This window comes from Achromobacter sp. Marseille-Q4954, assembly GCF_943737025.1.
In the GTDB taxonomy this organism is placed as follows: domain Bacteria; phylum Pseudomonadota; class Gammaproteobacteria; order Burkholderiales; family Burkholderiaceae_B; genus Achromobacter; species Achromobacter bronchisepticus_A.
Genome location: NZ_CALSFQ010000001.1, coordinates 416,027 through 430,027 on the forward strand (window position 1 = coordinate 416,027; position 14,001 = coordinate 430,027).

At 65.1% G+C, this 14,001-nt stretch carries 9 protein-coding genes and 3 tRNA genes; 4 read left to right on the forward strand and 8 right to left on the reverse strand.

The annotated features are described in order from the left end of the window. Window positions 1-22: 22 nt before the first annotated feature. From infB to scpB, 5 genes are all read right to left on the reverse strand, one after another. The gene (gene infB / locus NGK62_RS01920) at window positions 23-3,073 is read right to left on the reverse strand and encodes a translation initiation factor IF-2 (RefSeq protein ID WP_118934805.1); all 3,051 of its coding nucleotides are present in this window, start codon (window positions 3,071-3,073) and stop codon (window positions 23-25) included. A gap of 91 nt (window positions 3,074-3,164) precedes the next feature. Further along, window positions 3,165-4,643 (reverse strand): transcription termination factor NusA, encoded by a 1,479-nt coding sequence (gene nusA / locus NGK62_RS01925; protein ID WP_118934803.1) that lies wholly within the window; start codon window positions 4,641-4,643, stop codon window positions 3,165-3,167. Further along, window positions 4,640-5,143, reverse strand: coding sequence for a ribosome maturation factor RimP (gene rimP / locus NGK62_RS01930; protein ID WP_059379281.1), 504 nt, complete (start codon window positions 5,141-5,143; stop codon window positions 4,640-4,642). Before rimP ends, nusA begins: the two co-directional genes overlap by 4 nt. Window positions 5,144-5,534: 391 nt before the next feature. Continuing rightward, on the reverse strand, window positions 5,535-7,322 hold the full coding sequence (locus NGK62_RS01935; RefSeq protein WP_251877229.1) for a pseudouridine synthase: 1,788 nt from the start codon (window positions 7,320-7,322) through the stop codon (window positions 5,535-5,537). 35 nt (window positions 7,323-7,357) lie between these two features. Continuing rightward, window positions 7,358-8,605 (reverse strand): SMC-Scp complex subunit ScpB, encoded by a 1,248-nt coding sequence (gene scpB / locus NGK62_RS01940; RefSeq protein WP_251877231.1) that lies wholly within the window; start codon window positions 8,603-8,605, stop codon window positions 7,358-7,360. Window positions 8,606-8,667: 62 nt separating this feature from the next. On the opposite strand from scpB, the gene NGK62_RS01945 reads away from it, so the two are divergent. Next, a tRNA-Met gene (locus tag NGK62_RS01945) sits at window positions 8,668-8,744 on the forward strand. Window positions 8,745-9,395: 651 nt separating this feature from the next. Here the strand turns inward: NGK62_RS01945 and NGK62_RS01950 are convergent. The 3 genes from NGK62_RS01950 to NGK62_RS01960 all read right to left on the reverse strand — a co-directional run bounded on the left by NGK62_RS01950 (window position 9,396) and on the right by NGK62_RS01960 (window position 11,575). Then, a complete protein-coding gene (locus NGK62_RS01950) occupies window positions 9,396-10,301 on the reverse strand; it encodes a LysR family transcriptional regulator (RefSeq protein WP_251877233.1) in 906 nt (301 codons plus the stop codon). Between the two features lie 121 nt (window positions 10,302-10,422). Next, on the reverse strand, window positions 10,423-11,421 hold the full coding sequence (locus NGK62_RS01955; RefSeq protein WP_251877235.1) for a CobW family GTP-binding protein: 999 nt from the start codon (window positions 11,419-11,421) through the stop codon (window positions 10,423-10,425). Between the two features lie 78 nt (window positions 11,422-11,499). Then, window positions 11,500-11,575 (reverse strand) — tRNA-Asn (locus NGK62_RS01960). Between the two features lie 214 nt (window positions 11,576-11,789). Here NGK62_RS01960 and NGK62_RS01965 point away from each other — a divergent pair. The 3 genes from NGK62_RS01965 to NGK62_RS01975 all read left to right on the forward strand — a co-directional run bounded on the left by NGK62_RS01965 (window position 11,790) and on the right by NGK62_RS01975 (window position 13,986). Next, window positions 11,790-11,865 (forward strand) — tRNA-Thr (locus NGK62_RS01965). 136 nt (window positions 11,866-12,001) lie between these two features. Beyond that, entirely contained in the window at window positions 12,002-12,661 is a 660-nt protein-coding gene (locus NGK62_RS01970; protein WP_059379341.1) for a response regulator, read from the forward strand. Further along, complete coding sequence (locus tag NGK62_RS01975; protein ID WP_251877238.1) at window positions 12,658-13,986, forward strand: ATP-binding protein; 1,329 nt, start codon at window positions 12,658-12,660, stop codon at window positions 13,984-13,986. Before NGK62_RS01970 ends, NGK62_RS01975 begins: the two co-directional genes overlap by 4 nt. Window positions 13,987-14,001: the final 15 nt, after the last annotated feature.

Below are 14,001 nucleotides of genomic sequence, written 5' to 3' on the forward strand. Positions count from 1 at the left end.
GAAAAAATGCCTCGCGGTCGCCTTACAGCGTACGCGCGATTTCCTTGATTTCAAAGACTTCCAGCTGGTCGCCCACCTGGATGTCGTTGTTGCCGCGCAGCGTAAGGCCGCAGTCGAAACCCGACTTGACTTCCTTGACGTCGTCCTTGAAGCGGCGCAGCGAATCGAGCTGGCCGGTCCACTGGACCACGTTGTTGCGCAGCAGGCGGACTTGCGAATCGCGACGCACCAGGCCGTCCAGCACCATACAACCGGCGATGTTGCCGATGCGGGAAATGCTGTAAACCTCGCGGATCTCGACCAAGCCGATGACTTCTTCCTTCTTCTCGGGCGCCAACATGCCCGACATGGCTGCCTTCACCTCATCCACGGCGTCGTAGATGATGTTGTAGTAGCGCACGTCGATGCCGTTGTTCTCCGCCAGTTTCTTGGCGCTGGCTTCGGCGCGGACGTTGAAGCCGATGACGACGGCGTTCGAGGCGATGGCCAGGTTGATGTCGCTTTCCGAGATGCCGCCCACGGCGGCGTGCACGACCTGCACGCGCACTTCGTCGGTCGACAGCTTGACCAGGGACTGCACCAGCGCTTCCTGCGAACCCTGGACGTCGGTCTTCACGATCAGGGCCAGGGTCTGCGTGCCCTCGCCCAGGTTGTCGAACATGGACTCGAGCTTGGCGGCCTGTTGGCGGGCCAGCTTGACGTCACGGAACTTGCCCTGGCGGAACAGCGCGATTTCGCGCGCCTTGCGCTCGTCGGACAGCACCATCAGCTCGTCGCCAGCGGCCGGCACTTCGGTCAGGCCCTGGATTTCCACAGGGATCGACGGACCGGCTTCCTGGATCGGCTTGCCGTTTTCGTCCAGCATGGCGCGCACGCGGCCAAAGCTTGCGCCGGCCAGCACCACGTCGCCACGGTGCAGGGTGCCGCTTTGCACCAGGATGGTCGCGACCGGGCCGCGGCCCTTGTCGAGACGGGCTTCGATCACCAGGCCCTTGGCGGGCGCGTCGACGGGAGCCTTCAATTCCAGCACTTCGGCTTGCAGCAGCAGGTTTTCGAGCAGATCGTCGATGCCCTCGCCGGTCTTGGCCGACACGGACACGAACGGCACGTCGCCGCCGTATTCTTCCGGCACCACTTCCTCGGCAACCAGTTCCTGCTTGACGCGTTCGGGGTTGGCGGAGGGCTTGTCGATCTTGGTCATGGCCACGACCATCGGAACGCCTGCGGCCTTCGCGTGGTGAATGGCTTCGCGGGTCTGCGGCATCACGCCGTCGTCGGCCGCGCAGACCAGGATGACGATGTCGGTCGCCTTGGCGCCGCGGGCGCGCATGGCGGTAAACGCCTCGTGGCCCGGGGTGTCAAGGAAGGTCACCATGCCGCGTTCGGTCTGAACGTGGTAGGCGCCGATGTGCTGCGTAATGCCGCCGGCTTCGCCCGCGGCAACCTTGGCGCGGCGGATGTAGTCCAGCAGCGAGGTCTTGCCGTGGTCGACGTGGCCCATGACGGTCACGACCGGCGCGCGCGGCAGCTGTTCGGCTTCCGACACGCTGGCGGTTTCGTCCAGGAAGGCTTCCGGGTCGTCCAGCTTGGCGGCGATCGCCACGTGGCCCAGTTCCTCGACCACGATCATGGCGGTTTCCTGGTCCAGCACCTGGTTGATGGTGACCATCTGGCCCAGCTTCATCAATTGCTTGATGACTTCGGCGGCCTTGACGGACATCTTGTGGGCCAGGTCGGCCACGCTGATGGTTTCCGGCACGTGGACTTCACGCGCGATGAATTCCTGCGGCGCCGGCTCGTTGCGGCGATCGTTCTGCTGGTTACGGCCGCCTCGGCCGCCCTTGCCGCCACCCTTGCCGCCAGCGCGCCAGCCGTCGCGGCTGGCCGGGGCTGCCGGCTTGTCCGCGGGCTTCTTGCGCGAGGCGTCATCGGACCAGGTCGAAGCGACTTCGGCGGTCTTGATGGTCTTCTTCGCGCCGGGAGCGGCGGGCTTGGCGTCCTTCTTGGCGCCAGGAGCGGCGCCCGGCTTGCCAGCCGGCTTGTGCAGCGTGCCGGAGATCGGCGCGGCAGCGGCGGGCGCTTCCGGTTCGGGAGCGCGCAGCACCTTGCGCGGACGGTTCAGCATCTCGCGCAGAGCGGCGGCCTCAGCCTCGGCCTTGCGGCGAGCTTCATCGCGGGCCGCCGGCTGGGCGGAAGCCGCGAGAGGCGGGCCGGCGCGGCGGTTGTCCGCGCGGTTGCCAACCTTGACGGCGGGCGCGGCGGGCTCGGGCTTCGCGGCGGTTTTGACGGGTTCGGACTTCGCAGCAGGCTGAGCCTGGGCGACAGGCGCGGTGGCCTGGGAGGAAGATGTTTCGGACTTATTGGCTAGCACAACGGGTTCCGGCTTGGCTTCTTCAGCCTGGGGCTCGGTGGATTCAGTCTTGACTTCGGGCTTGGCCTCTTCGGCCACGGGCTCGGCAGGAGCAGGCGCCGGCGTCGGTTCGGGTTCAGGCTGGGCCTGGACTTCGGCGGCTTTCGCCTCGACGGGAGCGGGCGCTTCGGCCGCGACGGATTCAACAGGCGCGGGCGCTTCAACCGGCGCGGGCGCTTCTGCAGCAACGGGCTCTTCAGCCTTGGCCGGGGCAACAGCCTCGGCCTGGACGGGAGCGGTCTCGCGAGGAGCGGCAGCAGAGGGAGCCTCGGGCGCGACGGGCGCCGACACTTCCTGCGGCGCCGCTTCGGCGGCTGCTTCCTCTTCGGCACGCGCGGACGCGGCCTGTTCCAGGGCGATTTCGGAGGGATCACGCTTGACGAACACGCGCTTCTTGCGCACTTCGACTTGAATCGTGCGCGAACGGCCGGTGGCATCCGCCTGGCGGATCTCGGACGTCTGGCGGCGCGTCAAGGTGATCTTCTTGCCTTCGGTCGCGCCGTGGGCGCGACGCAGCGATTCGAGCAATTTCGCCTTGTCGCTGTCGGTGACGGAATCGTCGACCGATTTGAGGTCAACGCCAGCCGAGCGCAGCTGATCCAGCAGCACATTGGCAGGCATTTTCAGCTCGGTAGCGAACTGCGCGACGGTATTACTCGACATTAGGCTCTCTCTTCCCTATATGCAGCTATTACAAACAACGTGAACTCGCGGCGGCGGATATCCCGCCCGCCACGGACCCGTGTCCTTTTGGTTATTCCTCGTCGAACCAATGGGCGCGGGCACGCATGATGAGATCGCTGGCTTCCTGCTCGGTCAGACCGGCGATTTCCGCCAGTTCGTCCGTCGCCAGTTCGGCCAGATCATCACGCGTATGCACTTGGCGCTCAGCCAGCTTGGCAGCCAGCTCGGGCGTCATGCCTTCGAGTTCGAGCAAATCCTGCGCGGTCTCAAGGCGCTCTTCCTGGGCGATCGCCTCGGTCAGCAGCGCATTGCGGGCACGGGCGCGCAACTCATTGATGGTGTCTTCGTCAAAGGCCTCGATTTCCAGCAGTTCCTGCATGGGCACGTAGGCGATTTCCTCGATACCGGTAAAACCTTCGTCGATCAGGATGTCAGCGACTTCCTCGTCGACGTCCAGCTTGCTCATGAACGTGGAGCGCAGGCCCGAACGCTCGACTTCCTGGCGGTTCAGGCTTTCTTCCGGCGTCATGATGTTGATCTGCCAGCCGGTCAGCTCGGAAGCCAGGCGGACGTTCTGACCCTTGGCGCCGATGGCCTTGGGCAGGTTTTCCTCGTCCACCACGACGTCCATCGCGTGCTTGTCTTCATCAACGACGATGGACTCGACGTTGGCCGGCGCCAGGGCGCCGATGACAAACTGAGCGGGATCTTCTGACCACAGCACGATATCGACCTGTTCGCCGCCCAGCTCGTTGCGCACGGCGGTCACGCGCGAACCGCGCATGCCCACGCAGGTGCCGATCGGGTCGATGCGCTTATCGTATGCCACCACGGCGATCTTCGCACGCACGCCGGCATCGCGGGCCGCGGCTTTGATCTCGAGCAGGCCTTGCTCGATTTCGGGGACTTCGTTCTCGAACAGCTGGCGGATGAATTCCGGTGCGGTGCGCGACAGGATCACCTGCTGGCCGCGCGCGGCGTGGTCTACGCGCAACACAAAGGCGCGAACGCGGTCGGCCACCCGGAGGTTTTCCTTCGGGATCATTTCGGAACGCGGCAGGCGCGCTTCGATCTTGCCGGTTTCGACGATGGCGTCGCCCTTGTCCATGCGCTTGATCGTTCCGGACACGATGGTTTCGCCACGGTCCAGGAAGTCGTTCAGCACCTGTTCGCGCTCGGCGTCGCGGATCTTCTGCAGAATGGCCTGCTTGGCCGCCTGCGCGCCGATGCGGCCGAACTCGATGGGTTCGAGCGGCTCTTCGATGTACTCGCCTTCCTTGATGCCGGGAACGATTTCCAGCGCGTCCGACAGCATTTCCTGCTTGTCGGGCTCTTGCAGGCCTGCCTCATCGGGCACGACCAGCCAGCGGCGGAAGCCTTCGTGATCGCCCGTGTCCCTATCGATGGCGACACGGATGTCAGCATCATCCTTGAAGCGCTTTTTCATCGCCGAGGCCAGCGCGCTTTCCAGCGCTCCGAACACGACGTCGCGCGTGACGTTCTTTTCACGCGCCAAGGCATCGACCAACAGAAGAATTTCGCGACTCATCGCTTTTTGCCCTTGAAATCCAGAACGGGATCCAGTTTTGCACGTTCGATATCGTCGACCGTGAAATTCAACACCTGGACTTCGTTCTTTTTTGCCTCAAATTCGAGACCGAACACGGTCTTTTGCATTCCAGCAGCCGCGTCGGAGGCTGCGGCATCGTCTTCGGGCACCGTCAGGGTGCCGGCAAAGACCTTGCGGCCGTCCAATGCCTCGCGCAGCTTGATTTCGATGCGCTCGCCTGCGAACCGGCGGAAGTCGGCCTCGTTGCGCAGCGGGCGGTCGACGCCCGGCGAACCGACTTCCAGTCGTTTGTAGTCGACGTTCTCGACTTCGAACACCCGCGACAACTGGCGGGACACCTGTTCACAGTCTTCGATGCGCACACCGCCGACCCGATCGATCGTGACGCGCAAAAGGCCCAGGGCGGCACGCTCGACGTCCACGAGTTCGACGTCCATGCCGGCCAGAGCCTCTTTGGTCAATGCGAATAAATCAGCCATATACTCAAAAAAAATGGGCTGCACGCCCAGCCCACCGTATTGCACAGCGCCCAGCCGCCACCCTACTGCACGTAAGGAGCAATGCTGGGCAGTGCCCTATATTGCGACCTAAATTTGGCTTGCGCCGCCCAGGCCATTAAGACCGCCGCCCCAACCCGCAATCCGGGCCAGGCAGCACCAGGCGCAAAGTCCGATGCAAACTGCCAGGCTCTCGCCGCCCCCTGTATTTGCGTGCTTTTTCCTTGCGGGCACGCAAAAGACAACGGCGCGAAGCCATGAAAACCATTGATTTTACCAGATAAACTGGAAAAACGCCTGATTCGTCGCGGGCTTACGCTTATGCGGGACATATCCCGCGCGGCGGCGCGTCCGGCGCGCCGCCCGCGGACCTTCAGCGCCCCTGACGACCGCGCCCGCCCATCACACCGAGACGGGATTCGTGCGCCGACGCGCCGCGCGGCTGCCAGTCATCGCCACGCGGAGACGACGAGGCATTGCGGGGTGCGCGCGGCTTGCCGCCAGCGTTCGGCCCCTTGTTGCCGCCGGCGCCGCCCGACTTATTGCCGCTACGCCCGCCACCAGCGCCTGCCGGCTTGCCGCCGCGACCGCTATTGCCACGCGCGCCGGCAGGCTTGCCGCCAGCCGGCCGACGACCGCCGGCCGGCGCTTCCGCGACGTTGCCGGCGCCAGCCTCGACCGACATGGCATTGCCAGGCTGACCGCCTGCCGCAGCCGCGCGCGGACCGCGCGGCTTGCCGCCGGACTTGCCGCCAGGCTTGCCCCCGCCCTGCTTGCCGCCAGCCTTGCCGCCGCCCGTTCCCGTTGCGGAACGGCCGCCGCCAGGCTTGCCGCCCTTGCGGTTGCCGCCAGCGCCCTCGCCCGACAGGGGGTGGCCATTGGCGTAACCGCCAGCAATCATCAAGCCCGTGCCAAAAGGATCCGACGGACACGCGGCCGCCTGGCCTGCGCTGCCCAAGCGGCCGCCTTGCAGCTTGCCGCGGCGGCCGATGCGCGCGCCGTTCATGCCGTTGCGGTCCATGGTGCCGAAACCCGGGGGCAGCGCGCTGTCATGAGATTGCGGCTGCTTGGAGCGGCGGCGGTTGCCGCCGGATTCGTCGTCGTCGCGCACCAGGCCCAACTGGACCATCAAGGCCGTGACCAGGGAAGAATCCAGCTCTTCCCAGCGGCCGCGGCGCAACGTACGCGGCAGGACCACGTCGCCAAAACGGGTGCGGATCAGCCGGCTGACCGTGACGCCCACGGCCTCGAACATGCGGCGGACCTCACGATTGCGGCCTTCCTGCAGCGTGACGCGATACCAGCGGTTGCTGCCGTCGCCGCCCAGGTAGTCCAAGGCGCCGAAGGCAGCCATGCCGTCGTCCAGCTCGATGCCGTCGACCAGCGACTGGCGCTGGGCCTCGTCCATCTCGCCCAGCACACGCACCGCGTACTCGCGCTCCGTGCCGTAGCGCGGATGCATGATGCGGTTGGCCATGTCGCCGGAGGTCGTGAAGATCAACAGGCCTTCAGTATTCAGGTCCAGACGGCCGACCGACAGCCATTTGCCCGTGCGCAGCTTGGGCAGACGGGCAAAAACGCTTGCGCGGCCACCCGGGTCGTCGTGGCTGACGATCTCGCCGGCGGGCTTGTGATACAGGATCACGCGCGGCGGCTTTTTCGTGTTGACGCGCATGATGGGCTTGCCGTTGACGCGCACCTGGTCATTGGGCGCCACGCGCTGGCCGATATGGGCCGGCTCGCCATTGACCGACACGCGGCCCGCGACGATCAGTTCTTCCATTTCGCGGCGCGAACCGATGCCGGCGTCCGCCAGCACCTTGTGCAGCTTGGGCATGACCGAATCGCTGTTCAGGTACTTGCCCAGACGCTGCTCCATGCGGTCAGCGGTTTCCAGGTACGACAGCGCCTGCTCGGCTTCCTGCTCGGTGCCGCGCGATTCCTGCGGCTCGGCCTGAGGGGCGGCGGGCGCCGCGGGCTGCGCCTCGCCGGCCGGCGCCTGCTCGGCGGCGGTATCGCCGCGGCGGCGGCGGAACGGCGTTCTCAGCTTGCGGCCCCTGCCGCGGGCTCCCGTCTCGCCTTCAGCCGCCGGCTCACGCGCGGCGGATTCCGGCTGGCCGTTGGAAACGGCATCATCCGAACGGGGATTGTCGTCCTGCATTGCTGTATTCGTTGTCACTGGGACAGCTCCGAATTTCAAACTTGGGTGGGCCTGCCTGCGGCAGGCTCGTCATCATCTGGGGACGCCGGCTCTCGATCGGTCTCGGGCCGCTCGAAGCCTGCCTCGTCCGATTCCGGAGAGGCGGCATCCGGGCCAGGCCGAACAGGATCGGCAAGACCGGAAGCGGGCTCATGCCCGGCGGCGTCAGGCGCCGCGGTATCGGTCTCGTCAATCGGGTCGGTCGGTTCCGCGTGTTTTGCGTTCTCGACGTTTTCCTTTGCAGCGCCGGCTTCTGGGGCATCGGCGGCCATATCGGAAATGTCGTTGTCAGCCGTATCGTCGGGAAAACCGGACGTGGCTGACGTATTGGACAAGCCTTCGGCTTGCTCCCGGACGGTGGATTCGTCGGCGGGATCCGCGCCTTCTTCTGTGCGCGAAAGCATGGATTCTACGCTATCGACGGGAGCGATGGGTATATCCTGTTCCGAAACAGACAATTCCGCAACCGGAATACTGCTTTCGGACGCGTCGGGCTCGCCTGCCGTGGCCGCAGGTTCGCCCTCGGGACGAGCCTCGGCTTCGCCGCCAGCCCCGTCCTCGGCACTTATCTCACCTTCGGCACCCTGCTCGACCTCGGCAACGGCTTGATCGGCCGCCTCGGCGCCCTCGGCAGACGCATCAGCCTCTGCGGCGGGCGCTTCCCCACCCAGCACCTGCTGCACTTCGCCCAGGTCCAGCCCGGCGAGCGCCGCAGCGGCCTGCGCGGATTCCAGCGCCGGCAATTCGTCCAGGGCGCGCAGGCCCAGGTCATCGAGAAACTGGCGTGTCGTGCCGAACAGCGCCGGACGGCCCGGCGCGTCGCGGTGGCCGATGACCTCGATCCAACCGCGGTCTTCCAGCGCCTTCACGATCTGCGAAGACACGGTGACGCCGCGGATATCCTCGATGTCGCCACGCGTCACCGGTTGGCGCCAGGCCACGATGGCCAGCGTCTCCATCACGGCGCGCGAGTACTTGGGCGGCTTTTCCGGATTGAGGCGCTCAAGGTAGCGCTGCATGCGCGGACGGCTCTGAAAGCGCCATCCGGTGGCCAACTGCACCAGTTCCAGCCCGCCATCGGCCCAATTGGCCTGCAGCGTTTCCAGAAGCGCGCGCAATGCGCTGTTGTCGAATTGTTCATCGTCCCCGAACAGCTTGCGCATATCGGACAGTTGCATCGGCTGCGCCGCGCAAAGCAGCGCGGTTTCCAACACGAGTATTGCCTCGCTATCGTTCATCGACATTCAAATTCAAAAAGGGCTAACTTGCGCTAGGTTGAAAATAAGGCTACTATTCATTTCTCAGACGCGGGGTGGAGCAGTCTGGCAGCTCGTCGGGCTCATAACCCGAAGGTCGTAGGTTCAAATCCTGCCCCCGCAACCAAATTGATTCAGGCCTGGCGATTTCGCCGGGCCTTTTTCATTTGCGGCGCCGGAAAAAATCAGCGAGTCCGGCAAACCCGACCGCACCAGCGCGCGCAGCGCGCCAGCGCAGACACCCGCCGCCGCGCCGGCAGCCTCGGCGGCTCGCCAGCAACAGACAGCATTGGTTTGCGTAGTTCTCACGGGATTCCTGTGTTTACCGCCATGCGCCCCGGGTAGAGGTACCCTGGACATGTGCCGAAACGACCGCGCCAATCGGGATTGAGCGGGATGCCTGCCGCGCCTGGCGCAGCAAACACTCAAGCAAATTCTGGAAAAGCCGGCACAAATCGCCAGCCAGCCCGCGGAGCACGCCGGCAACCCGGCGCCGCTTTCCCGCGGCAATCGATATCAAGGACCTGAATCATCGAGGCTCGGGTGCCACGGACAGACCGCCGCACCCCACAAACCCGATATGTTTCCCCTGGCGCACGCGAAAAACCGGTTCCGCGATGCCGCGGCTCACCCGAGCCGCAACCACGATTCTTGGATGTTTTCTAACTACACACAGCAGGCATCCGCCGACCGCGCCCAACATATTCAAGCAGTTGTTTCATTATACCGCCATATACCCCACCCTCAAGCCCGCACGGCGCCTTGCGCGGCGCAAAAACTACGGAGCAGGCTTGTCCCACGGCGTGGACTCCAGGCGGCTCACGAGAAAATCCAGCATGGATCTCAAGATCAGGGGCATCTGGCGACGCGAGACATAAACGCCGTAAATGCCCAACTCCTGGGGCTTGCTTTGGGTCAGGATGGCCCGCAGGCGGCCCGATGCGATGTCGTCCGCGGCATAGTAGGTCGGCAACATCGCAATGCCCGCGCCCTCCAGCGCCGCGCGCGCCAACACCGAGACCTCGTTCGCGCTGATATTGCCGCTGACGGGCACATCCACCGGCTCGCCATCGCGCTCAAAACGCCACAGGCTCTTGCCGAAATACGAATGGGTCAGACAGTTGCGCAAGGACAGGTCTTCGATGCGCGCCGGCACGCCTTCGCGCTGCAGATACTCGGGCGAGGCGCACACCACCGAGCGGCAGACCGCCAGCTTGCGGGCAATCAGGTTGGGATCCAGGTCGTTGGTGATGCGTACAGCCAGATCCACGCGCTCTTCCACCAGATTGACGGCGCGATCCACCAGCATCAGGTCGACCGAGGTGCCCGGATGCAGCTTGACGTAGTCGGTAATGGCGCTGGCCAGATGGCGCGAGCCGAACGACATGCTGGTGGTGATGCGCAGCAGGCCGCGGGGCGTATCGTCCGGGGTCGATACCGCATTGCGCAGATCCCCCACCATGTCCAGCATCTGCCGACAGCGCGGCAGCGTTTCGGCGCCAGCGGGCGTCAGGCTCAGACGCCGCGTCGTGCGATGCAGCAGGCGCACCCCCACCCACTGCTCCATTTCCGCGAGATAGCGCGACACCATGGCGCGCGACATGTCCAGATGAATCGCCGCCGCCGACAGGCTGCCCCTGTCAGCGACTTCCACGAATACCTGCATGGCTTTCAAACGATCCATGATTGTCTCGATTCTTGCACCAGACCGCTCCGGTTATACCGTATTTCGGCGCAACATCGACACCATAATCGAGACCGCCGCCCGCGAACCCTGACCGGGCCAGACGTTCAGACGCAGGCGTTCAAGAGGTCGGCTGCCCGAGCGCGACGCTCAGGGCAGCACGGACCTCGCCCGCCTCAAGCCCCCGCAAGATGCAGACCAGCCGTGACGCCCGCTCCTCGTCCGGCCATCGCTCCAGCTGATTGATCGGATAGAGCTCGCCATGCACGCCATGCACCTCGCACGGCAGCACCTCGCCCTCGAAGCACACCAGCCCCTTCACGCGCAGCAAGCCCTGCCCATAGCGCTCCAGGACCCGCGACATGCCGGCAAGAAACGCCGCCCGTCCGACGGGAGCGGCCAGTACCAGCGAGAAACTGCCCACATCCCCATGAACGGCGCTCCGCGGCTGCGCGAAGGGCCGCAACCAATTCGCCAGAGCGACGCCATCGCGCCTGGCCTGCAGATCGAGACCCGCGCGCAGCGGATCCGCAAGCGGTGCATCGGGCCATTGCACGCAGCGCCGCGCCCCTGGATTGATCGCGACCACCGCCTGCTCCAGAAGATCCAGACTCGCCGCGTCCGCCAGATCGGGCTTGCTGAACACCACGACATCCGCCAGGGCCAGTTGCCGCAACGCTTCGGGCTGCCGTTCCAATTGGTCCGATCCGCCGCGCGCGTCCGCCAGGACGATCGCGCCCCGGTACGCATAGCGCTCGGCGAGGAAGCGGTCGTGCTTGAGGGTGAACAGGATGGGCGCGGGATCGGCCAAGCCGCTGGTTTCGATGATCACGCGACGAAAGGGCTTGATCTTGCGGCTGAGCGCCAACATGAATAACTCGCGCAAGGCTTCGACCACCGCGCCGCTGACGACGCAGCACAGGCAGCCGCCCTCGATCAGGACGATGTTGTCGCGGGCCTGGCGCACCAGGTGATGGTCGACGCCCACCTCGCCGTATTCGTTGACGATGACAACGCTATCGGCGTACGACGGATCCCGCAGCAACCGGTTGAGCAGCGACGTCTTGCCGCTGCCCAGGAAACCGGAGATCACCGTCACGCCTATGCGCTTGTCGTCCATACCCGACCTTCCATGCAAGCCATTCCGATGGAGAAAACCAAAAGGGCCATTCACTTGCGTGAATGGCCCTGAATTCTTTGGCTCCCCGAGCTGGGCTCGAACCAGCGACCTGCGGATTAACAGTCCGTCGCTCTACCGACTGAGCTATCGGGGAACTGCTAAGAAACGAGATTATGAACTAAAAATTCGAACTGTGCAAATCGCTGATTTTTTCGTCTGTTTGGCCTGCTTGGTTTCCCATCGCAAAAAAACTCTGATATGATCTCGGTCTTTCCAGATCGGACCCCATAAACAGGGTGACGGACCGGAAAAAAACAAAGATGTTTTGCTTGCGGTTCTTACAAGAGAAAAGCGGAGCAAATGGTCTTGCCGGCATAGCTCAGTTGGTAGAGCAGCGCATTCGTAATGCGAAGGTCGTAGGTTCGACTCCTATTGCCGGCACCAGATTCCAAAAAGCAGCCCTCTCGGGCTGCTTTTTTCATTTCCGCGCCGGTTCGCCCCCCCCTTCCCCCGCTCCGCCCGGGAACTCCCGCCCGCCGCCATGCGTCCAACCTGCTGGACCATCCTGGCGGACATCACCATGCGCATCCTTCTAGTCGAAGACGACCTCATGATAGGCGAGAGCGTGCTGGACTGCCTGCGCGCCGAGCACTACGCCGTAGACTGGGTCAAGGACGGCAATGCCGCGGAACTCGCGCTGCGCACCGATACCTACGACCTCATACTCCTGGACCTGGGCCTGCCCAAGCGCGACGGCCTGTCGCTGCTGCGCGATCTGCGCACGCGCAAGGACCGCACGCCGGTGCTGATCGCCACCGCCCGCGACGCGGTGAGCGACCGGATCGCGGGACTGGACGCCGGCGCCGACGACTACGTGGTCAAACCCTACGACGTGGATGAACTACTGGCCCGCATGCGCGCCCTGATCCGCCGCAGCGCGGGGCGCGCGGAACCGGTGTTCGAGCACGAGGGCATCACCATCGACCCCCAGTCGCACGCCGCCATGGTGGACGGCGCCCCAGTCACGCTGACCGCGCGCGAATGGGCGGTGCTGGAACCGCTGATCGCGCGCCCGGGCATGATTTTTTCGCGCGCCCAGCTGGAAGAAAAGCTGTACAGCTGGAAAGACGGCATCAGCAGCAACGCGGTTGAGGTTTATATTCATGGCCTGCGCAAGAAGCTGGGTCAGAACCTGATCCAGAACGTCAGAGGCGTCGGCTATGTCATCCCCAAAACATGAGCATTCCGCTTAGCTACTCACTGAGAGCCAGGCTGCTTTTCTTCCTGTTGGCCGCCATCATGGTCGGCGCGCTGGTGCAAGGCGTCATCGCCTACCGCAGCACCCTGGCGCAGGCCGACGATATCTTCGACTCGCTGCTGCAGCGCACCGCCCTGTCGCTGGGCACGGGCGACGGACTGCTCAGCACAGGCCCGGCGCACGCGCGCGGCGCGGGATCGCCCGTGGCGGACGACCTGATCATCCAGATCTGGACACCCGACGGCGTGCGCGTCTTCAATTCCCGATCCCGCCGGCCGTTGCCGGACCAGATCATCCTCGGCTTCTCCGACGCGAAGATGGAGGGCAGCACCTATCGCGTGTATTCGCTGGCCACGCCCTTCCAGGTCATCCAGGTGGCGCAGGACATGGCCGTGCGCACCAGCATGGCGCGCGCGCTGGCGCTGCGCACCATCGCCCCCATCGCCGCAGCAGCCCCCTTGCTCATGCTGATCGTCTGGTGCGTGGTCAGTTGGTCGCTACGGCCAGTGAAGCGCGCGCGCTCCCAGGTTGCGGCGCGCCAGCCCGAAGATCTGTCGCCCGTCAGCGTGGAGGGCCTGCCCGATGAGATCCGGCCGCTGGTGCTGGAACTGAACCTGCTGCTGGAGCGCATGCGCGGCGCCTTCGCGCAGCAGAAACAGTTCGTCGGCGATGCGGCGCACGAACTGCGTTCGCCCCTGACGGCGCTGCGCCTGCAGTTGCAGGCCCTGCAACGCGCGGGCGATGCGGATGCGCGCCGGCTTGCCGAACAACGGCTGGCCGCGGGCATCGACCGCGCCACGCGCCTGGTGGAGCAACTGCTCTCCCTGGCGCGCCACGAAAGCGCGGCGGAACAGGCGCCCGCCGAAGCCGTGGACCTGGCCGACGTGCTGCGCCAGGCGCTCTCTGAAATGCTGCCCCAGGCCAACGCCAAGTCACTCGGCATCGATCTGGACGGCGCGCCGCAAGCCTGGGTGCAAGGACACCGCGACGCACTGACACTGCTGGTCCGCAATCTGCTCGACAACGCGATCAAGTACACGCCCGCCGACAAGCGCATCCACCTCCATCTGGAACAGACTTCCGCTGAAGCCGCCCTGCTGATCGACGACGAAGGCCCGGGTATCGCCCCCGAAGAACGCGAGCGCGTGTTCGACCGCTTTTACCGCGTCGAAGGCAATGCGCAGCACGGCAGCGGCCTGGGGCTGGCGATCGCGCGCAGCATCGCCGACCAGCACGGCGCCGCCATAGAACTGCAGGACACGCCGGCTGGCTCAGGCCTGCGCGTGAAGGTGGTTTTTCCGACTTAAGGCTCGCCTAAGTGT

Bases quoted from the DNA above. Each gene is read 5' to 3' on its own strand.
- infB (WP_118934805.1), bottom strand. From the start codon at position 3,073: ATGTCGAGTAATACCGTCGCGCAGTTCGCTACCGAGCTGAAAATGCCT.
- nusA (WP_118934803.1), bottom strand. From the start codon at position 4,643: ATGAGTCGCGAAATTCTTCTGTTGGTCGATGCCTTGGCGCGTGAAAAG.
- rimP (WP_059379281.1), bottom strand. From the start codon at position 5,143: ATGGCTGATTTATTCGCATTGACCAAAGAGGCTCTGGCCGGCATGGAC.
- NGK62_RS01935 (WP_251877229.1), bottom strand. From the start codon at position 7,322: ATGCAGGACGACAATCCCCGTTCGGATGATGCCGTTTCCAACGGCCAG.
- scpB (WP_251877231.1), bottom strand. From the start codon at position 8,605: ATGTCGATGAACGATAGCGAGGCAATACTCGTGTTGGAAACCGCGCTG.
- NGK62_RS01950 (WP_251877233.1), bottom strand. From the start codon at position 10,301: ATGGATCGTTTGAAAGCCATGCAGGTATTCGTGGAAGTCGCTGACAGG.
- NGK62_RS01955 (WP_251877235.1), bottom strand. From the start codon at position 11,421: ATGGACGACAAGCGCATAGGCGTGACGGTGATCTCCGGTTTCCTGGGC.
- NGK62_RS01970 (WP_059379341.1), top strand. From the start codon at position 12,002: ATGCGCATCCTTCTAGTCGAAGACGACCTCATGATAGGCGAGAGCGTG.
- NGK62_RS01975 (WP_251877238.1), top strand. From the start codon at position 12,658: ATGAGCATTCCGCTTAGCTACTCACTGAGAGCCAGGCTGCTTTTCTTC.